Annotated in this window: 17 protein-coding genes and 1 pseudogene; 9 read left to right on the top strand and 9 right to left on the bottom strand. The window is 72.1% G+C overall.

The features are described 5' to 3' along the window. The first annotated feature begins 53 nt into the window (after nt 1–53). Nucleotides 54–1,004 (top strand): YafY family protein, encoded by a 951-nt coding sequence (locus IRY44_RS13525; RefSeq protein ID WP_194800753.1) that lies wholly within the window; start codon nt 54–56, stop codon nt 1,002–1,004. 31 nt (nt 1,005–1,035) lie between these two features. On the opposite strand, the gene IRY44_RS13530 is transcribed toward IRY44_RS13525, so the two are convergent. From IRY44_RS13530 to IRY44_RS13550, 5 genes and pseudogenes are all read right to left on the bottom strand, one after another. Further along, on the bottom strand, nt 1,036–1,605 hold the full coding sequence (locus IRY44_RS13530; RefSeq protein WP_194800754.1) for a hypothetical protein: 570 nt from the start codon (nt 1,603–1,605) through the stop codon (nt 1,036–1,038). Next, nucleotides 1,566–2,437, bottom strand: a pseudogene (locus IRY44_RS13535) (IS701 family transposase). The gene IRY44_RS13530 and the pseudogene IRY44_RS13535 overlap by 40 nt, the downstream one beginning before the upstream one ends. A 1,261-nt stretch (nt 2,438–3,698) precedes the next feature. After that, nucleotides 3,699–4,802, bottom strand: a complete 1,104-nt coding sequence (locus IRY44_RS13540; protein ID WP_194800756.1) for an FUSC family protein — start codon at nt 4,800–4,802, stop codon at nt 3,699–3,701. A gap of 140 nt (nt 4,803–4,942) precedes the next feature. Continuing rightward, nucleotides 4,943–5,581: a response regulator transcription factor gene (locus IRY44_RS13545; RefSeq protein ID WP_194800757.1), complete on the bottom strand. Its 639-nt coding sequence runs from the start codon at nt 5,579–5,581 to the stop codon at nt 4,943–4,945. Then, nucleotides 5,578–6,798 (bottom strand): sensor histidine kinase, encoded by a 1,221-nt coding sequence (locus IRY44_RS13550; protein ID WP_194800759.1) that lies wholly within the window; start codon nt 6,796–6,798, stop codon nt 5,578–5,580. The genes IRY44_RS13545 and IRY44_RS13550 overlap by 4 nt, the downstream gene beginning before the upstream one ends. 171 nt (nt 6,799–6,969) lie before the next feature. On the opposite strand from IRY44_RS13550, the gene IRY44_RS13555 reads away from it, so the two are divergent. The 4 genes from IRY44_RS13555 (at nt 6,970) to IRY44_RS13570 (ending at nt 12,085) form a co-directional block, all read left to right on the top strand. Then, nucleotides 6,970–8,061 carry an FtsX-like permease family protein gene (locus IRY44_RS13555; RefSeq protein WP_194800760.1) on the top strand — a complete coding sequence of 364 codons (1,092 nt, stop codon included), beginning with the start codon at nt 6,970–6,972 and terminating at the stop codon, nt 8,059–8,061. Continuing rightward, the gene (locus IRY44_RS13560; RefSeq protein ID WP_194800761.1) at nt 8,058–8,741 is read left to right on the top strand and encodes an ABC transporter ATP-binding protein; all 684 of its coding nucleotides are present in this window, start codon (nt 8,058–8,060) and stop codon (nt 8,739–8,741) included. The genes IRY44_RS13555 and IRY44_RS13560 overlap by 4 nt, the downstream gene beginning before the upstream one ends. Nucleotides 8,742–8,870: 129 nt before the next feature. After that, nucleotides 8,871–9,620, top strand: coding sequence for an ABC transporter ATP-binding protein (locus tag IRY44_RS13565; protein ID WP_194800762.1), 750 nt, complete (start codon nt 8,871–8,873; stop codon nt 9,618–9,620). Then, the gene (locus IRY44_RS13570; RefSeq protein ID WP_194800763.1) at nt 9,617–12,085 is read left to right on the top strand and encodes an FtsX-like permease family protein; all 2,469 of its coding nucleotides are present in this window, start codon (nt 9,617–9,619) and stop codon (nt 12,083–12,085) included. The genes IRY44_RS13565 and IRY44_RS13570 overlap by 4 nt, the downstream gene beginning before the upstream one ends. 8 nt (nt 12,086–12,093) lie before the next feature. Here the strand turns inward: IRY44_RS13570 and IRY44_RS13575 are convergent, their stop codons facing one another. Together IRY44_RS13575 and IRY44_RS13580 are read right to left on the bottom strand one after the other, a co-directional pair. Then, nucleotides 12,094–12,858, bottom strand: a complete 765-nt coding sequence (locus IRY44_RS13575) for an aminoglycoside adenylyltransferase domain-containing protein (RefSeq protein ID WP_194800764.1) — start codon at nt 12,856–12,858, stop codon at nt 12,094–12,096. A 67-nt stretch (nt 12,859–12,925) separates the two neighbouring features. Further along, nucleotides 12,926–13,135, bottom strand: coding sequence for a hypothetical protein (locus IRY44_RS13580; protein WP_194800765.1), 210 nt, complete (start codon nt 13,133–13,135; stop codon nt 12,926–12,928). A 128-nt stretch (nt 13,136–13,263) separates the two neighbouring features. Here IRY44_RS13580 and mraY point away from each other — a divergent pair, with 128 nt between their 5' ends. Further along, on the top strand, nt 13,264–14,367 hold the full coding sequence (gene mraY, locus IRY44_RS13585; RefSeq protein ID WP_194800766.1) for a phospho-N-acetylmuramoyl-pentapeptide-transferase: 1,104 nt from the start codon (nt 13,264–13,266) through the stop codon (nt 14,365–14,367). 17 nt (nt 14,368–14,384) lie between these two features. Here the strand turns inward: mraY and IRY44_RS13590 are convergent, their stop codons facing one another. Together IRY44_RS13590 and IRY44_RS13595 are read right to left on the bottom strand one after the other, a co-directional pair. Further along, a complete protein-coding gene (locus IRY44_RS13590) occupies nt 14,385–14,873 on the bottom strand; it encodes a MarR family transcriptional regulator (RefSeq protein ID WP_228532060.1) in 489 nt (162 codons plus the stop codon). A gap of 8 nt (nt 14,874–14,881) precedes the next feature. Then, nucleotides 14,882–16,129 carry an NAD(P)/FAD-dependent oxidoreductase gene (locus tag IRY44_RS13595; protein WP_194800768.1) on the bottom strand — a complete coding sequence of 416 codons (1,248 nt, stop codon included), beginning with the start codon at nt 16,127–16,129 and terminating at the stop codon, nt 14,882–14,884. Nucleotides 16,130–16,220: 91 nt separating this feature from the next. On the opposite strand from IRY44_RS13595, the gene IRY44_RS13600 reads away from it, so the two are divergent. The 3 genes from IRY44_RS13600 to IRY44_RS13610 all read left to right on the top strand — a co-directional run bounded on the left by IRY44_RS13600 (nt 16,221) and on the right by IRY44_RS13610 (nt 18,574). Then, the gene (locus IRY44_RS13600) at nt 16,221–16,604 is read left to right on the top strand and encodes a PadR family transcriptional regulator (protein ID WP_194800769.1); all 384 of its coding nucleotides are present in this window, start codon (nt 16,221–16,223) and stop codon (nt 16,602–16,604) included. Further along, nucleotides 16,601–17,497, top strand: coding sequence for a hypothetical protein (locus IRY44_RS13605; RefSeq protein ID WP_194800770.1), 897 nt, complete (start codon nt 16,601–16,603; stop codon nt 17,495–17,497). The genes IRY44_RS13600 and IRY44_RS13605 overlap by 4 nt, the downstream gene beginning before the upstream one ends. A 99-nt stretch (nt 17,498–17,596) precedes the next feature. Next, nucleotides 17,597–18,574: a phosphotransferase family protein gene (locus tag IRY44_RS13610; RefSeq protein ID WP_194800771.1), complete on the top strand. Its 978-nt coding sequence runs from the start codon at nt 17,597–17,599 to the stop codon at nt 18,572–18,574. The last annotated feature ends 3 nt before the right edge of the window (nt 18,575–18,577 follow it).

Here is an 18,577-nt window from a genome sequence, read left to right on the forward strand (position 1 = left end):
ACACGCTACGATCAATACCGGACAGGTTCCGCCCGGATTGGAAGTAGGGATTTGTGACCCGGCCGACCGCGCGCGTACTGGCGTTGCTGGAGATCCTCCAGGCCGGCGGCGACTTCACCGTCACGGACCTGGCCGGTCGGCTGGGCGTCGACGAGCGCACGGTCCGCCGATACGCCGCGCATCTCGCCGACCTGGGCATCCCGGTCGAGGCCCGGCGCGGTCGCTACGGCGGATACCGGCTCGCGCCCGGATACAAGCTGCCGCCACTCATGCTCACCGACGAGGAGGCGGTCGCCGTCATGCTCGGGCTCGTGGCCGCCGGCCGGGCCGGGCTGGTCACCGCCGAAGGCGCGGCCGCCGAGAGCGCGACCGCGAAGATCCGCCGGGTGCTGCCGGCCGTTCTCGCCCGGCGGATCGATTCGCTGCTGGAGACCGTGGACTTCACCGCACGGGTCCGGAAGTCCGCTCCGGCCGGCATCGAGGTGCTGCTGGTGCTCGCGGACGCAGCCCGACATCAGCAACCGGTGGACATCACCTACACCACCTGGCGCGGCGAGTCCGCCGAGCGTCGGCTCGACCCGTACGGGCTGGTCTTCCACGCCGGCCGGTGGTACGTCACCGGCCACGACCACAACCGCCGGGCCGTACGGACGTTCCGGCTCGACCGCATCGGGACCGCCCGCCCCACCCCGGGCAGGTTCGAGATCCCGGCCGGCTTCGATCCCACCACGCAGGTACTCACCGGTCTGGCAGCAGTGCCGTACGCGCACGACATCTCCGTGGTGCTGCACACCAGCCTGGAACAGGCGCAGCGACGGATCCCGCAGTCGGTCGGCACGCTCACCGAGGTGCCCGGCGGAGTGCGCCTCACCGCCCGAGCCGAACGGCTCGACGGTGCGGCGCAGATGCTCGCCGGGCTCGGCTGGTCGTTCACGATCGACCGACCGGACGAACTCAAGGACGAGGTACGGGCCCTGGCCAACCGGCTGCTCGCCGACGCCTGAGGGGCGGCAGAGGTGGTCAGGCGCGGCCGGGTCAGGCCGGCGGATCGTCCCGGAAGAGAGCGTCCCGCACGCCTCGGCCGCCCCAGCGGGTGGCGACGAGTTCGGGACGAGGGCGGGTCGGCTCGGGCATCCAGCGGTGTCGTCTGGTGTCGGGCGCGGGGCGGTCCCAGTCGGCGATCAGCGCGAAAGGGTCGACGCCCCGGCCGCCTGGGCCGTCGTCACACAGCTCACGGACAACCATCGCTGGATGGAAGCGTAGTTCCTGGGCCATCCTGCAGTCGTCGGCCCGCGAGGCGACCACGGCCCCGCAGCCCTGACAGGCGACGCAGGGGATCCATCCCACCAGCGACCAGCAGCCCGTGCGGACACGGTCATGGACGAAGCGCGTCCCGCGTACGTCGCCGGGTGAGAGGACGAAGGTGCCGGTGAGCTGATCACGGCCGTAGGCGGCCTCGTCGATCGCGTACGCGCCGGGATCCAGGAGTGGTGGATTCACGTGGTGGCAGTCCAGGACCGACCAGTGCGGCGCCGCCGGCAGTTCCACCAACCGGACCGGGACGCTCAGCGTGTTCCCGCAGCCCGCACACCGAAAGCGCTCCACTGCGGCAGTGTGACATCGCAGCCGAGCCACGGTATCCGAGATCGATCGTGCGGTGGCCAGTGGTGCGTGCGCTTCCACGCCAGTGCCGGCGCGTTTGCGGCGAGGACGTCCGGACGGGAACTGCCCACCGTGGTCGGGACCCGCTGGTTGCAGGGCACGGCCAGCACGTAACCGATGCGCTGCTGCTGCAGCCATGTCCGGAACTTCGAGCCCTGCCCGTATGCCTCGTCAGCGGTCACCCATCTCGCCGACAGGCCGGCGGTGATGGCACGTTCGAGCATCCGCAGGCCCAGCGCGGGCTTCGTGGCGAACCCGACGCTGGCGGCGATGCCGGCTTCCTCGCGGCGGGCAGCGTCGTCGCACCAGCGGCGGGGTAGATGCAACTCCCGGTCGATCAGGGTGCGCCCGGCCGGGCTGGCGTAGGCCAGGAACACTCCGAGCTGGCAGTTCTCCGTCCGCCCGGCCGTGCCGGAGTACTGGCGCTGCACCCCCGCGGACTTGACCCCCTTCTTAGGAACCCGGTCTCGTCGACGATCAACACCCCGTCGTCATGGCCGGTGTGCTCGGACACGTAGGCGAACAAGTCGTCGCGAACAGCGTCCGGGTCCCACGCGGACCGGTTCAGTAGCCGTTGCATCCGATTCGGCGTGGTATCGCCGGCGGCCTCGGCGAGGGTCCAGCCGATCTTGCTCGCCAGCGGCGACAGCAACCCGACCAGGTACGCCAGCGCCTGCCGGCGCGGTTTCGCACGCCCGAACCGGTGCGCGAACCGCGCCAGCAGATCATCCAGACCCGCCCGCCAGCCCACGATCTCATCGATCAACACAAGCACGGGAGCCTGCCCGCCTTACGACCAACCACAACAGACAGACGGTGCGGCCGCATACCCGTCCGCCGGATAGCATCGACATCCGCAGCTACACGGCAGCCGCCACTCCGACGTCAGCCATCCCCGTGAGCTGCTGAAACGTTAGATCAGGCAACTGCGGCTGGAGTGCTAATCCTCCAAGCAGGTCGCATAGGTCCAGCCCACGAGACCTGTCTCGATGGTATCGACGACATAGAGCCAGGCGTTTGCGTTGGTGGCCCCGCAACCGTTATACCGTGAGCCAAGGGTCATGGGGCGTTCGCAGGCGATTATCGTATGCCGCACAAGATACCCCCGAAGAACCTTGGTGCTGCTATAAGAACTGTAAACGGGGATCTTGTTATAGTTCTTCACGGCGACCCAATCGTTGTTGCAGCTGGCGTATGCTGTCGCGGCATGAGCGGGCATAGTGCGGATGGCGGTGGTTGCGAGGACTGAAGTCAGGGCCGCAACTGTTAGGGCAATGGCACGACGAATCAACGGAATTCCTCCCAACGGATCGATGCATTGGTATAAATCGTCCCAGCGTGCAGATCCCGTCGCAACCCCGGTGACTGATAACGGACCAAGTACCTGAAGGTGACGAACTTGCATGCCGACATGCCGAGGGCCCGGAGGAAAAGGATCTTGGGCGGCGGCACGCCGCCCAAGGCTGCCCGCGCCGCTGCTGCCTTGCGAGGGTACGAGCGGGCGTAGGACGGCTGTCAAAGGTGGCCGTGGCAGCTTCTGGCGTGGGTGTTCTCTCTGAGGGGCGCCTTCGTCGGCCACAGAGGGGCGGACCACGGGAGCGGCAGAGGCAACAACCTGACGGTAAACGATCGCACCAGGCTCGGCCGGAGCCCGATCAATCTGTATGGACTGAGACTTTCCGAGCGGCTGACTTGGTGGCAGCGAACAAAGTCGCCGTGTACAAGGCTGTCCCCAACCCGACAGGCAAAGGGGAGGCCGCTGACGCGGCCGTAGCTTGCTCCCACGTGGCCGCCAGGCTGCGGGACGGAGGATGGCCTTGCCAGGTGTAGACGACATCATCAGCGGTGCCGCCCAATCGTTGCCGGCTGTCGGCTCCGTCGAGCCGCTGCTGCTGACCCGGGCCGCGGACATCGCGATGGGGCCGCTGCCGCAGGTGCCGAACCGCGTCGCCCTGACCGCCGGGGGGCTCCGGGCGGCGGCTGACGGACCTCGACACACCGATCCACCACCGCTGAGCGGACCGGCGGCGTACGTGTCACCCCCGGCTCAGGCCGAGCGCCTCGTCCACCCGATCCAGCACCGTCACGTCGTCGTGGCCGACGCCGCGCAGCAGGTCGATCGCTGTCGCCCGGATCTGCCCGACGATCATGGTGACCGGCAGCGGCGGGTCGGTCCGCAGCAGGCCCGCGGCGATCCGGACCGCCTCCAGCGCCGCCGCGTCGGCCCGCTGCGCGTGCCGGTCGGCGTCGGCGCCGGTGAGGTCGTGGGCCATGGCCTCACCAGCCGACCGTACGGCGGAGGTCAGCGCGCCGATCGCGGCGGCCAGCTCCGGCGGCGTGGCGGTGTGCCGGCGGGTCAGGGTCACGCCGGCCCGGGCCAGCACGCGGATGTTGCGGGCGGCGTAGTCGAGCTGCCGCAGTGTGGCCTCCACCTCGGCGAGCTTGCCCAGGTGCCGGCGGCGCAGTCCCAGCCGCAGCGTCTCGCCGGTGGCGAGCACCGCGGCCTGCATCTCGGCGACGCAGTCGTCCACCTGCCGCGCCCGGTCCAGCGCGGCGCGGGCGGCGTCCTCGTCGCAGCCCTTCAGTGCCGCGTTGACCTGGTCGAGCAGGTCGGCCAGGTCGGTGTAGCTGCGCCGGGCCTGGGCCACCAGTGGTGCCAGCGGGTCACGGGCGGCCATCAGCTGGCTGGCGGCGAGCGCCACCGCGCCGCCGATGAGCGCGTCGACGAAGCGGAACGGCATCAGCGTCCCGTTCGGCGCGGAGACCACGACCAGGTACATGGCCGAGACGCTGGCCTGCACGACCAGGGCACGTCGGGCCCCGATCACCACGAGCGTCGTGGTGGTCAGCAGCAGCACCAGCAGGACCGTCTCGGTGCCCGGGCCCAGCGCGTACACCAGCAGCTCCGCGACGAGGACGGCGGCTGCCACGGCGAGCAGGATCTCGACGGTCTGCCGCAGCCGTCGCCCGCGGGACTCGCCGAGTACGACGAGCGCGGCGGTCGGTGCGAAGAACGGGTCCGGGTGACGGATCACCAGCGCCGCCACGATCCAGGCGACCACAGCGGCGGCGGTCAGCTCGACCACTGTCATCCCGTCGCCGCGCAACCGCCCGACGGCGTCGCGCACCCAGGTCCGCACCGGTCGTACCCCTCTCGCCGGACAGGCCGGGACCCGGCCGCCGATTGATCTTCCGCGAGGAGGGCCACTACCCCGGCCGTGACCTGCTCAATCGCTGACGCCGGCAGCCGGCCTGGCCGACGACCCGCACCTGCCCGGGGTCAGCGGCGGATGAGGCCGAGTTCGGTGGCGGTGGCGACGGCGGCGGTACGCGACTCGACGCCGAGCTTGGCGTAGATGCGGGCCAGGTGGGACTTGACGGTGCCTTCGGTCAGGTGGAGGCGGGTGCCGATGCTGTGGTTCGACAGACCGTCGGCGACCAGGGCGATGACCTCGGTCTCGCGCCGGGTCAGGGTGGTGGCCGGCGTACGCAGGCGGTTCATCAGCCGGTTCGCGACGGTGGGCGCCAGCGTGGTGCGTCCGGCGGCGGCGGTGCGGACGGCGGCGGCCAGGTCCTCGGGTGGGGCGTCCTTGAGGAGATAGCCGGTGGCGCCGGCCTCGATGGCGGGCAGGGTGTCGGCGTCGGAGTCGTACGTGGTGACGATCAGCACACGCGGCGCATCCGGGCGGGCGGTGATCCGGGCGGTGGCTTCGGCGCCACCCATGCCCTTGCCGAACTGCAGGTCCATCAGGACGACGTCGATGTCGCCTGCGGCGGCGCGGGTGACTGCCTCCTCGGCGGTGGCGGCTTCGGCCACGACGACCAGGCCGGGTTCGGTTTCCAGCACGGCGCGCAGCCCGGCCCGTACGACCGGGTGGTCGTCGGCCAGAAGGAGGCGGATGGGGACGTCGTCGGTCACGGGCGGCCCTCGGGCTCGGTGCTGGTGGGCGGGGTGAGGGGAAGCTCGGCGGTCACGGCGGTGCCCCGGCCGGGCGCGGATGCGACGGCCAGGGTGCCGCCGAGGGCGGCCATGCGGGCGCGCATGGCCGCCAGGCCGAAGCCGCCGCCGTCTACGTCGGGGGCGGGCAGGTGGTCCGGGTCGAAGCCGCGCCCGTCGTCGACGACGTGAAGGGCGATGCGGTCGCCGAGATGACTGAGGGTGATCTCGGCGGTGGTGGCCTGGGCGTGGCGGACCGTGTTCGCGACTGTGGACTGGGCGATACGCAGGAGCGCCACCTCGTGGGCGGTCGGCAGCGATACGGGGTCGCCGACGAGGTGGAAGCGGGCGGTGAGGCGGTGGCGGGCGCTGGTGGTGGTGCACAGGCGTTCCAGGGCCCCGGCCAGGGTGGTGCCTTCCAGGGTGGGCGGGGTGAGCGCGGCGACGAAGCGGCGGGCCTCGGCGAGGTTGTCCACGGCGACCTGACGGGCCGCGTCGACGTGACCCGAGGCGGCACCGGGCCGGCCGGGCAGGGCGCGCTCGGCGGCGCGCAGCAGCAGCTGGATGCTCGACAGGCCCTGGGCGAGGGTGTCGTGGATCTCGCGGGCCAGACGCTCGCGCTCGGCGAGCACGCCGGCGGTGTGCTCGGCGCGGGCCAGGTCGGCCCGGGTGGCGGTGAGTTCCTCGATCAGCTGCCGGCGCTGCTCGCTCTCCCGATACAGGGCCTGGTACCCCCACACCACCCCGACGGCGACGGCGGCACCGAGCGCGGGACCGATCACCGTGGCCGGGGTGAAGGAGCCGGTGTGGGCGCCGAACCCGGCGACGGCCGCCACGGCGGTGACGATCACGGCGGCCAGGCCGGCGCGGCGCGGCAGCAGGTGGAGCTGGAGGAAGTACAGCGGGAACGCCACCCAGATCGCGTCGGGGGACAGGCCCAGCAACACCAGCCACACGGCCCCGACGGCGGCCAGCCACCAGGCGGCGGCCCGCCGCGAGCACCGGATGCGGGGGAGGAGCGGCCCGATGGCGTACGCCAGACCGCACGCCACCGCCACGGCAACGATCGAGCCGGCGTGCGGCCGGTCGTCGGCCACCGCCCGGCCGGCGGCCAGGACGAGCAGGCCGATGATCAGCAGGTGCAGGCACCAGGCCAGGGCTCGGGTGGTCGGGGTCAGGGCAGGGGCAGCGGTGCTCACAGTGCGTCCCACGTTACCGACGCCGGCGCCCCGAGGGCCTCTATCGAAAGTTAGAACCCGGGCGCCGTCCTTCGGCCCGCGAAGTGCCGCCCTAGGCCAGACGCGGACACGGGCGCCGGCCGCGATCGTGGAGTCGTACCGCTTCCACCGCCGAAAGGACAGGCCACTGCCGTGTTCGTCGCCTGGAGAGACCTGAAGTTCGCCAAGGGGCGCTTCGCCCTGATGGGTACCGTCATCGTGCTGATCACCCTGCTGGTCGGGCTGCTGTCCGGGTTGACGGCCGGACTGGGCCGGCAGAACATCTCCGCCATCACCGACCTGCCCGTCGACAGGATCGCCTTCCAGGCGCCCGGCGAGGGCCAGGACGTGTCGTACTCCAACTCCACTGTCACCGAGAAGCAGTGGCGGCAGTGGGCCGAGGCCCCCGGCGTGACCGGTGCCGAACCGCTGGGCATCACCACGACCAGGGCCACCGCCGGGAACAGGAGCGTCGGGGTCTCCGCCTTCGGCGTCCAGTCCGGCTCCCGCCTGGCCCCCGACAGCGGCCGGATCGACGACCGCTCGGCGGTGCTGTCCACCAAGGCCGCCGACGACCTCGGTGTGCAGGCCGGCGACTCCGTCACCCTGGCCGGGCAGCGACTCACGGTGGCGGCCGTACGCGGCGACGCCTCCTTCAGCCACACCCCCGTGGTGTGGATCAGCCTGGGCGTGTGGCAGAGGATCGCGCCTCCGGCCGGCACCGGCGACGGCAGCCAGACGGCCACCGTCGTCGCCCTGACCACCACCTCGGACGCCGAGCCGGGAGCCACCGACCGGCAGGCGGGCACCAGGACTGTCTCCGTCTCCGACTCACTGTCCGCGATCGGCTCCTACACCTCCGAGAACGGCTCGCTACAGCTGATGCGCGGCTTCCTGTTCGCCATCTCCGCCCTCGTCATCGGGGCCTTCTTCACCGTCTGGACCATCCAGCGCAGCGGCGACGTCGCAGTGCTCAAGGCACTCGGCGCCCCCACCGCCAACCTTCTCAAGGACGCCCTCGGACAGGCCGTCGTGCTGCTCACCGGCGGCACCCTGCTCGGCACCGGCATCGCCGCCGCGCTCGGCGCCCTCGTCGCCGGGTCCACGGTGCCGTTCCTCCTCACCCCGGTGACCGTCCTCCTTCCCGCGGCCGTGATCGTCGTCCTCGGCGCCCTCGGCGCCGCTCTGGCCATCCGCCGGATCACCTCCGTCGACCCGCTGACCGCCCTGGGGAGCGCCCGATGAGCCTGAACCTGACCGACATCACCCTCACCTACCCCGACGGTGAGGGCCGCCTGACCGCCCTCGACCGCGTCACCCTTGACGTACCCAAGGGCAGCCTGACCGCCGTGATCGGCCCCTCCGGCTCCGGCAAGTCCAGCCTCCTCGCGGTCGCGGCGACCCTCATCACCCCCGACTCCGGCACCGTCACCATCGACGGCACCGCCACCACCGGAATGACGCGGGGCGAACTTGCCGACCTGCGCCGCCACAAGATCGGCATCGTCTTCCAGCAGCCCAACCTGCTGCCCTCCCTCACCGCCGCCGAGCAGCTCCAGGTGATGGCCCAGATCGACGGCCGCCGACCGGCCGGAGCCCGTACCCGCGCCGTGGAACTCCTCGACGCGGTCGGCCTCGCCGGCCAGGCCGACCGCCGGCCGCACCAGCTCTCCGGCGGCCAGCGCCAGCGCGTCAACATCGCCCGCGCCCTGATGAACGACCCCACCGTCCTGCTCGTCGACGAACCCACCAGCGCCCTCGACCACGAACGCGGCGCCGCCGTCATCGAGCTGATCACCCGTCTCACCCACCAGCAGAGCACCGCCACCGTCCTGGTCACCCACGACCGCACGAACCTCACCGCCGTCGACCAGGTCGCCGAAGTCCACGACGGCCGCCTTCACCTTCCGACGCCGGCCCGCTGAGGTACGGGTCGAAGGTGGTGCCTGCTGTACCCGGACTGGGCAGCCCGCTGGATGGTCGCTGTTCCCCCAGCTCAATAGCGTTTCTGGTGCGCGCAGATCCTGCCGAAGACACGGAGAGAGGCCACCAGAATGGGACAGACCGTCGAGCCGGCGGTACGCGTCGAAAGACTCACCCGCGTGTACGGCACCGGCCGCAACCAGGTGACCGCGCTCGCGGGCGTCGATGTCGACTTCGGCCGGGGCACCTTCACCGCGGTGATGGGGCCCTCGGGCTCCGGCAAGAGCACGCTGCTGCAGATCGCGGCCGGGCTCGACCGCCCCACGGACGGCCGGGTGGTCCTCGGCGGCACCGACCTGTCCGGGCTGTCCGAGACGCGCCTGACCGAGCTGCGGCGTACCCGGATCGGGTTCGTCTTCCAGGCGTTCAACCTGATCGGCGCGCTCACCGTCGAGGAGAACATCGTGCTACCCCTGCGCCTGGCCGGCGGCCGCCCGGACCGGGCCTGGCTGACCCACGTGGTCGAGCGGGTCGGCCTCGCCGATCGGCTGCACCACCGGCCGGCGGCGCTGTCCGGCGGTCAGCAGCAGCGGGTGGCTATCGCCCGGGCGCTTGCCACCCGCCCCGAGGTGATCTTCTCGGACGAGCCCACCGGCGCCCTCGACTCGAGGACCGCGGCGGAGGTGCTGGCGCTGTTGCGCGCGGTCGTGGACGAGCACGGGCAGACGGTGGTGATGGTGACCCACGACCCGATCGCCGCGTCGTACGCGGATCGGGTGCTGGTGCTGGCCGACGGTGCGATGGTCGCGGACCTCCCGCAGCTCGGCGCCGTCCGGATCGCCGAGCACCTGGCGTCGCTGGACGGGCGGGTCCTCCGATGACCGGCCTCGCCGCCCGCCTGCTGCGGCACCGCACCGGCCCCGCCGCCGCGACCCTGCTGGCCCTGATCGTCGGCGTGCTGATCCTGGTGGCGATGGGCTCGCTCGTCGAATCGGGGCTGCGGTTCCGCCCGGAGCCGCGGCTCTGGGCGAGCGCCGACGTGGTCGTCGCCAACCGCACGATCAGCCAGACGTTCCGGGAGTTCGACGGCGAGACCACCACGAGCACGGTGACGCTGCCCGAGGGTGGCACTGTGGACGCCGGCCTGGTGGACCGGATCCGCCGGGTGCCGGGCGTCACCGCAGTCACCGGCGACGACCGGGTGCTGATCGGCTCACCCGCCGCCGTGGGACACGGCTGGGACACGTACGTCTTCACCGGTCGTCCCCTCACGGCGGGCAACGCGCCGCGGAACGACGACGAGGTGGTGGTCGACGTCCGGCTCGGCGTGGCGCCCGGCGGCCGCATCGACCTGGTCGTCGGTGGGGTCGGCCGGTCGTACCGGGTGAGCGGGACCACCGAGACCGGCTCGGCGGCGGTGTTCTTCACCGACGCGCAGGCCGCTCGCCTGTCCGCGCACCCGGGCCGGGTGGACGCGATCGGCGTACGGATGGCACCCGGCGCCGACGTCGGCGCGGTGCGCGAGATCGCGTCGGCGGCCGGCGCCACGGCGTACGCCGGGAAGGACCGCGGAAACGCCGAGCAGTCGGACCACCTGGCCGCCCAGAGCCTGCTGGTCGGGGCCGGGGCAGCCTTCGGCGGGTACGTCGTCCTGCTGATCGTGTTCGTGGTGGCCGGCACCATCGGGCTGTCCGTCCGGCACCGCCGCCGTGACCTGGCGTTGCTGCGCGCGGTCGCCGCCACGCCGGGGCAGGTGCGCCGCATGCTGGTCGCCGAGGCCACGCTGCTCGCCCTGGCCGGCTCCGCGATCGGCGGCCCGGCCGGCCTGCTGGCCGCCCGCTGGGTGCACGGCGAACTGGTCGGGCGCGGGTTCGTGCCGGCCGGCTTCCCGATGGCGGGCGGTCTGTTCGCGGTGCCGGCCGCCATCGGTACGGCCGTCCTGGTGGCGGTGGTCGCCGCGCTGATTGCCGCACGCCGGGTCACCGCCATCAAGCCGGTCGAGGCGCTCGGCGAGATCGCCGTCGAACCCCGGCGTGGCGGCCCGGTACGGCCGATCGCCGGCGTGCTGACGCTGACGGCGGCCGGCAGCGCCGGGGCGTTCACGCTCGGCGCCGGGTCGGCCGGGGCGCTGGCCGGCGCGGTCGGCATGCTCTACCTGTTCGTCATCGCGGTGGCGCTGCTCGCACCGCACATCAACGCGTACGCGGCACGACTGCTCACCCCGGTGCTGCCGCGCATCTGGCGGGCCGGCGGCTACCTGGCCGCGGCCAACCTGCGGGCGAACGCGCAGGGCATGGCTACCGTCCTGACCGCCCTCGTGCTGTCCGTGGGATTCGGCGGCTCGGTCTGGTTCCTGCAGGACAACCTGGAGCGGCAGACCGCCACGCAGAGCAGCGCCGGAACCCTCGCCGAGCGGGTGCTCGTCGCTCCGGGCGGACTTCCCGGGGACGCGGCGCGGGAGATCCGCGAGTTGGCCGGGGTGCAGGCGGCCACCGGGGTACGCCGCACCCAGGTCGTGGTGCGGGCGCTCGGCGGCATCGAGCCGGTAGCCGCGCTGTCCGTCGACCCGGCCGGCGTGACGTCGACGATGGACCTCGCCGTGCGCAGGGGCACCCTGGCCGACCTGGGTGCCGGTACCGTCGCCCTGTCCACCATGCAGGCGTCCTCGTCCGGCTGGGACGTCGGCGACAAGGCGGAGCTCTGGCTGGGCGACGGCACCCCGGTCACCTTGGACGTGATCGCGATCTACGACCGTGGCCTCGGTTTCGGCGACGTCACAGTGGCCGCCGAGACGGTCGCCGGGCACACGGCGGCGAACACCGTCGACGAGGTGCTGGTCCGCGGCGGCCCGGACGCCGGCGCCGCGCTGGCCACGTGGGCCGCGGCGCGGCCCGGCACCGAGATTCTCGACGCCGCGACCCGTACGCGCCTGCTCGGCACCGATCTGGCGCTCGGGGCCTGGCTGAACCGGCTGCTGATCGGCGTGATGGTCGGGTACGCGGCGCTGGCGGCGGCCACCACGATGGTGATGGCGGCACTGGCCCGCCGCCGCGAGCTGGCGTTGCTGCAACTGGTCGGGGTCACCCGGCGTCAGATTCGCGGGATGGTCCGGGCCGAACAGGCGGGGCTGCTCGGCACCGCGGTGCTGATCGGCGCGACGATCGCGGTGCTGACGCTGAGCGCGATCGTCAACGGACTGACCGGCAGTCCGATCCCGTACGTGCCGCCGCTCGGGTGGGCGGCGGTGCTCGGCGGTACGGCGCTGCTGGCGCTGGTGAGCACGGTGTGGCCGGTCCGGCGGCTGCTCAGCGCTCCGCCGATCGACAACATCGGCCTGAAGGAGTAGGAGCGGTGTCACCGCCTGTCGGGTTCCTCGGCCAGGATGGCGGCGCTGACCTCGTGCACGAACGCCCGGACCTCGTCGAACCGGCCGGGATCGCTGTCCTGGCCGGAGTCGTACCACCAGTCGCGTGCCCAGAAGATCAGGTCCGCCCATCGCGGGAGGGCGGCGGCGGTCCGCTCGGCGGCCTGCCGCTTGGACAGTTGCCGCCCGTCGCACATGCGCTGGTAGGCCCGGCAGAGCGTGAGCACCGCGTACGACTGGGCTCCGGGTGGGGTCATCTCGAGTACCCAGGTCGGCCAGTCGCGGACGTGGTCCCGCAGAGCGGCGCGCACGAAGCCGGGGTCGGCGGCGGGCAGCAGCTCGCCGGCCGGCGGTCCCAGCAGCGTACGGCCGTAGTCGTGCACGGCGGCCCAGGTCACGACGCGGTGGGTGGTGGCGGGCAGCAGGTGCAACGACTCCCCGGGACTGATCCGGGCGATCATGTGGTCCCGGCCGGAAACGGCGCGCACCGCGGCCAGTGACACGTACTCCACCTCGATCCGGCCCGCCCACAGCGGGTGCCGCCGCTCGAGGTCCGCGTGCAGGTCGGCGAGGACGTCGAGGAGCTTCTCGTCCGGGTCGTCGGTGAGGACCGCGAGCAGGTCGAGGTCGCTGCGGTTCACGTCGAAGTCGCCTGTCACGAGCGACCCGTGCAGGTACAGGCCCAGCAGCCTGCCCGCCAGCGTGCGGCGCCACGCCTCGCGGAGGTCGGAGAGAACGGTGTCGGGTGGGACCACCAGGTGATCGTGCGCGACGGGTCGACGCGGGGCCACCGATAAAACCGGCCCGCACCGCCGGTCGTGCCTAGGTGCTCGGCGGGTTGCGGTGCCGCTCGGCGAGGCCCGACGCGACCTGCCGCTGCGCGTCGTGCCGGTGCCGGTCGGCGCCGGCCTGGCGAACCGCAGCCGAATCCTCGTCCGACGGGCGCCTCGTCCGGTCGCGCCGGGCGACGAAGACGACGAGCGCGAGCACCACCACCACGATCACCGCGATCGACACCAGCATCGTTCTCATGCCGTCGACGCTACGGCCTACGCGCCAGCCTCGGCGTGGTGACGGTCAGGGGGCTGCTCCGTCCGCCGCCGGATGGCAAGCTCACGTCTCGTGACCGATGAGAATCCGGAGCTCGTGGAGGTACGCCGGTGAGGGCTGTCATCGTCGCGGCCGCTGTCGCGTTCGTCATCTCCCTGTTCGGCACGCCGGTGGCGGTTCGCGTCTTCACCGCGCTGAAGGCCGGTCAGCCGATCCGGTCGATCGGGCTCGCCAGCAACGAGCACAAGGTGGGTACGCCCACGATGGGCGGCGTCGTCTTCATCGTGGCGACGGTCCTCGCGTACGTCGCCGGGCACCTCGCCCTGACCACGCTGCCCGAACGGCAGATCGCGCAGGAGGGGCCGACCATGACGGCCCTGGTGCTGCTCGGGTTGTTCGTCTTCTGCGGCGCGGTCGGCTTCTTCGACGACTTCCTCAAGGTGCGCCGGCGCAACTCCGACGGACTGTCCGCCAAGGGCAAGCTGCTCGGCCAGGCGCTCGTCGGCGGCGGGTTCGGCGTGGCCGCGCTCTACGTGCCCAGCACCAACGGCCAGACCGTGGCCAGCGAGCACATCTCGCTCATCCGCGACATCAGCTGGCTGGACGTCGGCAAGGTCGGCGCGGTCATGGTCTTCATCTTCGTGATCACGGCGATGTCCAACGGCGTGAACCTCACCGACGGCCTCGACGGCCTCGCCACCGGCGCGTCGATCCTGGTGCTCGGCGCATACTCGCTGATCGGCTTCTGGCAGTACCGGCACTGGTGCGCAGATGACGGGTACGCCCGCGTGAACGAGTACTGCTACCAGGTCCGCGACCCGCTGGAGATCGCCATGATCGCGGCCGCCGCGGCCGGCGCCTGTGTGGGCTTCCTGTGGTGGAACACCTCCCCGGCGCGGATCTTCATGGGTGACGTGGGCGCGCTCGGGCTGGGCGGCCTGATCGGCGGGCTCGCGGTGGTGACCCGTACGACGCTGCTCTCGATCCTGATCGCCGGGCTGTTCGTCATCATCACCACGACCTGGGTGATCCAGATCGTCTCGTACCGCACCACCGGCAGGCGCGTCTTCCGGATGGTGCCGCTGCACCACCACTTCGAGCTGGCGGGCTGGAGCGAGTCCACCATCGTGGTCCGGTTCTGGATCGTGGCCGGTGTCTGCGTCGCCGCCGGCCTGGGCCTGTTCTACTCGGACTTCCTGGCGACCGTGGGATAGCGGCGCGAGACGCCGGCTCAGACGGGCCGTTGCGCGGTGTCGCCGTCGCGGAGGTGATCCAACTCGGCGAGGTACATCGCCTGCAGGCGGTCGTGGTGCCGGACCAGCAGCCGGACCTCCTCGGCGCTGTAGCCCTCGACGAGCCGTCCCGCCCGCTCGGCGAAACGCTCGTACGGCCGCTCCAGGTCGGCGATCCGCTCCGGCCGTATGGTGACGACGACGCGCCGCCGGTCGGCCGGGTCGCGTTCGGTCGTCACGTAGCCGGCCTGCTGGAGTCGGCGGAGCATGCTGGTGACCGCACCGGTGGTGAGGTTGGTCCGCTCGGCGATCTGCCCCGCGGTAGCGGAGCCGATGTCCGCCAGGTAGTCGAGGCACTCCAGGTCGCTCACCGCGAGGCCCAGCCGCTCCGCGATGGCGTACCGGAACACCATGGACAGCCGCGACGTCTCCCGCCCGGCGCGCATGAGGTCGGCGATCGCGGATGCGCGGGCCGAATCGTGGGACATGCGGGCAATCATGCCTCCGGCACGGTGACCCGGTGCAGCCGAGGTAGCACGCGGGTCAGCACCCAGTGCGGTGCGGCGGCGCCGCCGGTGAGGCGGTGCATCAGCTTGGCGGCACTGTCGACGGCGTGGAAGGCGTACGGCACCATCTCGTCCTGGTATCCGCCGATCGCTTCCTCCACCGGCGTGCCCTTCGTTCGGGCCTCGACCAGCTTGTGGCCGAGCAGGGCGGCGTCGCGCAGCGCCGTGTTGCCGCCGTGCGCGCCGAACGGCGGCATGACGTGCACGGCGTCGCCCATCATCGTCGCCCGGGGCACCGTCCACCGGTGCGGGCGCCGGCCGGTGGCGAACAGGTTGAGCACCGTGGCGTCCAGTTCGGCCGTGTCGACCAGCCGCCGGACGAGCGGGTGGAAGTCGATGCTCTTCCGGGCGGCCACGTGCCACAGCGCCCGCAGGTCCCCGCGGACGCCGGTGGGCAACTCGTCCCGCCGGAGCAGCAGTGCCCACATGACGTAGTCGTCGCCGGTGGGGGCGTAGCTGCCCGGAGCCAGGCGCGTGAACGCCTCCCGCGGGCTCTCGCCGAACCGCATCGAGGTGAAGAAGAAGGCGCTGCCCGGCCGGTCGGCGATGGCGAGGACCCCGCTGGTCCGCAACGCGTCCGGGATGACGCTGGCGCCGTCGCGCCGCAGCGGCGACCGGCCGTAGATGCCTGCCATCGGGGTGTCCGCCGGGTCGGCGTCCGGCGTGAGCTGCGCGCGCAGCGCCGAACCGACGCCGTCCGCGCCCACCACGACTGTGGCCGCGGCGGCCCCGCCGTCGGAGAACCGCAGCCGCAGCCCGGCCGGGCCACCGCTGTCCACCGCGACGCCGTCCTTGCCGTAGTGGATGCGCCCGTCCAGCCCGGACTGCAGGATCGACCGCAGTGTCAGCCGGTCCACCTGACGGGTCTCGTGCGGGTCGTGCTTGAAGGTGATCGTGAAGGCGTCCCGCAGCCGCCTGTCGGTGAAGCGCAGGTGCCCGCCGGGCTCGTCGCCGGTGGCCAGCGCCAGCCGGTACAGCGGCCGGGGCAGGCTCTCACGCAGCGCCGCCAGCCCGTACCGGTCGAGGATGATCCGGTATCCCTGCCGCCGGACGAAGGGGCCCGGGTCCCGCTCGTAGACGTGTACGTCGATGCCGGCGCGCGTCAGGTACTGGGCGAGACAGAGGCCGGAGAGGCCGGCGCCGGAGATCGCCACCGAGAAGTCCGTCGATGTGCTCATCCAATTACCTTAATCATTAAGATGATTCGGGCAAGGGTCACTGTGAACAGTCACCTTGGACGAATACTCAAGTTGGTTGTATATTCGGCTCATGGGATCGGCATCGCGTCCCGCGCTACGGGAACCGTCGTACTTCGTCCTCGCCGCCCTGCTCGGCGGGCCGCTCCACGGTTACGCCGTGATCAAGCGGGTGACCGAGCTGTCCGGCGGGCGGGTGACCCTCGCCGCCGGATCGCTGTACTCGGTGATCGACCGGCTGCTCGGCGAGGGTCTCGTCATCGCCGACGGCGAGGAGATCGTCAACGGGCGTGCCCGCCGCTACTACCGGCTCACCGACGAGGGCTGTCGCGTACTCACCGACGAGGCCGACCGGCTCGCCCAGGCCGCCCGGGTGGTCATGGACCGCCTGCCAGGCCGGGTCGCATCGCAGGCAGGTGCCCGTCAACCTTCCACCGTGAGGATCAGACCCGCATGACTTCCGATGTCCTGGAGAAGCGTTACCGCATGCTGCTGCGGGCCTACCCGGCCGGCTACCGGCGCGAACGCGCCGACGAACTGATCGACACGTTGATCGGCGACGAACCCACCACCCGTCGCTGGCCCAGCGCCCGGGAGGCGGCCTCGCTCGTCCGCGGCGGCCTGCGGGTGTACGGCGGCAGCAGCGCCGTCCGGCCCGCCGCCGTGCTGTTCTGGCAGGGCCTCCACCTCGGCGCCCTGGCGGTGCTGGCGCTGGGAGTCCTCATCGGCCTGGACGACCTCGTCGAGGCGTTGCAGTACGGCGGGCTCACGGACCCCCTGACCGTCCTGCGCAACCAGGGCGTCCACGAGCTCGTGCTGACCGCCGCGCTGGTGGCACTCGTCGCGGGTCGCGCCCGTACCGCCGCCGTCCTGGCGGTGACCGCGGCGGTGGTGCCGAGCCTGATCTCGCCGTACCTGTTCCTCAACGGCCTGCCGCAGTGGTGGGCGCCGGTCGTCGCCGCGCCGCTGATCGTGCTGGGCCTGCGGCGCCCGGCGGACGTGCCGCCGGCGCCCCGGGCCAACGCCGTCCTGGTCACCGCCGGCATTCTCGCCCTGCATCTCATCCCCGCGGGGGGCCTCCGCATGGTCGACGCGGGTCCACGGATCGCCGCCGCCGCCCTGGTGATCGCCGGGGTGGCCGCCTTCCTGTGGGTGGCGACGGCCGACCAGCGGCTGCTGATCGCCGTCGTCCCCACCCTGCTGCTGGGCACGCTGCACCAGCTCGACAACGCCGGGTTGACGGGGGAGCTGCTGCGCCGGCCGGACGCCCTGCCGTCCCTGGTCGTCGCGGTCCTGATGGCTGTCGTCGCGGTCGTGTCGACCCGGCAGCGGCGGCGCACCCGCGCCTGATCGGCAGCCGGGCGGCGGCGCACCGGACGGCCGTCAACTCGGTTGTGTGCCGCTGCCCGGTCTGGCAGCCTGGCTGCCTCGGTCTGACGAGAGGCGGCCATGACGCGGACCTTCCTGCAGCCGGACGACCTGCACGACCTCGTGTCGGACCAGTTCGGCTCCGACCGGCGCCTCGCCGCCCTGGACCGACTGACCGGCGGCACCAAGAAGGGCGTCTACCGGCTTCGGCTGGACGACCGGACGACCGTGATGCTGTACGTGTGGGCCGCGGCCGAGAACTACTGGCCACCGTCACCGGCAGTCCCGGACGACCCGTTCACGGATGCTTCGGGCGCCGATCTCTTCGCCGCCGGCCACGAGGCGCTCACGGCAGCGGGTGTGCGCGTACCGCGTCTGACGATGATCGACCGGGACGGCCGGCACCTCGACGCCGACATCGCGCTCGTCGAGGACGCGGGCGCGCTCCGGCTGGAGGCGTTGCTGGAACACGATCCGGCCACCGCCGCCGGGCCGCTGTCCGCGCTCGGTGACGCCCTGCGTCGCATGCACACCGCCTTCGGACCGCACTACGGCAAGGTCGCAGCCGTCGCCCGAGGTGAGGCATCCCAGACGCGGCGGACCGAAGACGTGATCGTCGACCGCGCGCTCGGCCACCTCGACGCGGCAGCGGCTCGCGACGTTCGGCTGGCCGATGCCCACCACCGGATCACCGCCCGCGTACGCCGTCTCCGGAGCGCGGTCGCCCCGCGCGAGGAGTACGGGCTGGTGCACGGCGAACTCGGGCCGGATCACGTGCTCGTCACCGCCGCCGGCGAGGCCGTCATGATCGATTTCGAGGGGCTGACGTACTTCGACGTCGAGTGGGACCATGCCTGGCTGCAGATGCGTTTCGACGAGGCCTACCCGGCGCTGCGTCCGGTCGATCTCGATCCCCACCGGCTGGCGCTCTACCGGTACGCGCAGACCCTGTCCCTGATCGAAGGGCCACTGCGGATCGCGGACACCGACTTCCCGGACCGCAAGTGGATGCTGGACCTCGCCGAGTGGAACATCGCCAGGGCGCTCGCCGCGATCTGACGG

The organism is Micromonospora sp. ANENR4 (genome assembly GCF_015354395.1).
In the GTDB taxonomy this organism is placed as follows: domain Bacteria; phylum Actinomycetota; class Actinomycetes; order Mycobacteriales; family Micromonosporaceae; genus Micromonospora; species Micromonospora aurantiaca.

Excerpts from the sequence above, each read along its gene's own strand:
- IRY44_RS13565 (WP_194800762.1), top strand. The coding sequence starts at position 8,871 with ATGGGACAGACCGTCGAGCCGGCGGTACGCGTCGAAAGACTCACCCGC.
- IRY44_RS13595 (WP_194800768.1), bottom strand. The coding sequence starts at position 16,129 with ATGAGCACATCGACGGACTTCTCGGTGGCGATCTCCGGCGCCGGCCTC.
- IRY44_RS13610 (WP_194800771.1), top strand. The coding sequence starts at position 17,597 with ATGACGCGGACCTTCCTGCAGCCGGACGACCTGCACGACCTCGTGTCG.
- IRY44_RS13590 (WP_228532060.1), bottom strand. The coding sequence starts at position 14,873 with ATGTCCCACGATTCGGCCCGCGCATCCGCGATCGCCGACCTCATGCGC.
- IRY44_RS13570 (WP_194800763.1), top strand. The coding sequence starts at position 9,617 with ATGACCGGCCTCGCCGCCCGCCTGCTGCGGCACCGCACCGGCCCCGCC.
- IRY44_RS13580 (WP_194800765.1), bottom strand. The coding sequence starts at position 13,135 with ATGAGAACGATGCTGGTGTCGATCGCGGTGATCGTGGTGGTGGTGCTC.
- IRY44_RS13600 (WP_194800769.1), top strand. The coding sequence starts at position 16,221 with ATGGGATCGGCATCGCGTCCCGCGCTACGGGAACCGTCGTACTTCGTC.
- IRY44_RS13605 (WP_194800770.1), top strand. The coding sequence starts at position 16,601 with ATGACTTCCGATGTCCTGGAGAAGCGTTACCGCATGCTGCTGCGGGCC.
- IRY44_RS13560 (WP_194800761.1), top strand. The coding sequence starts at position 8,058 with ATGAGCCTGAACCTGACCGACATCACCCTCACCTACCCCGACGGTGAG.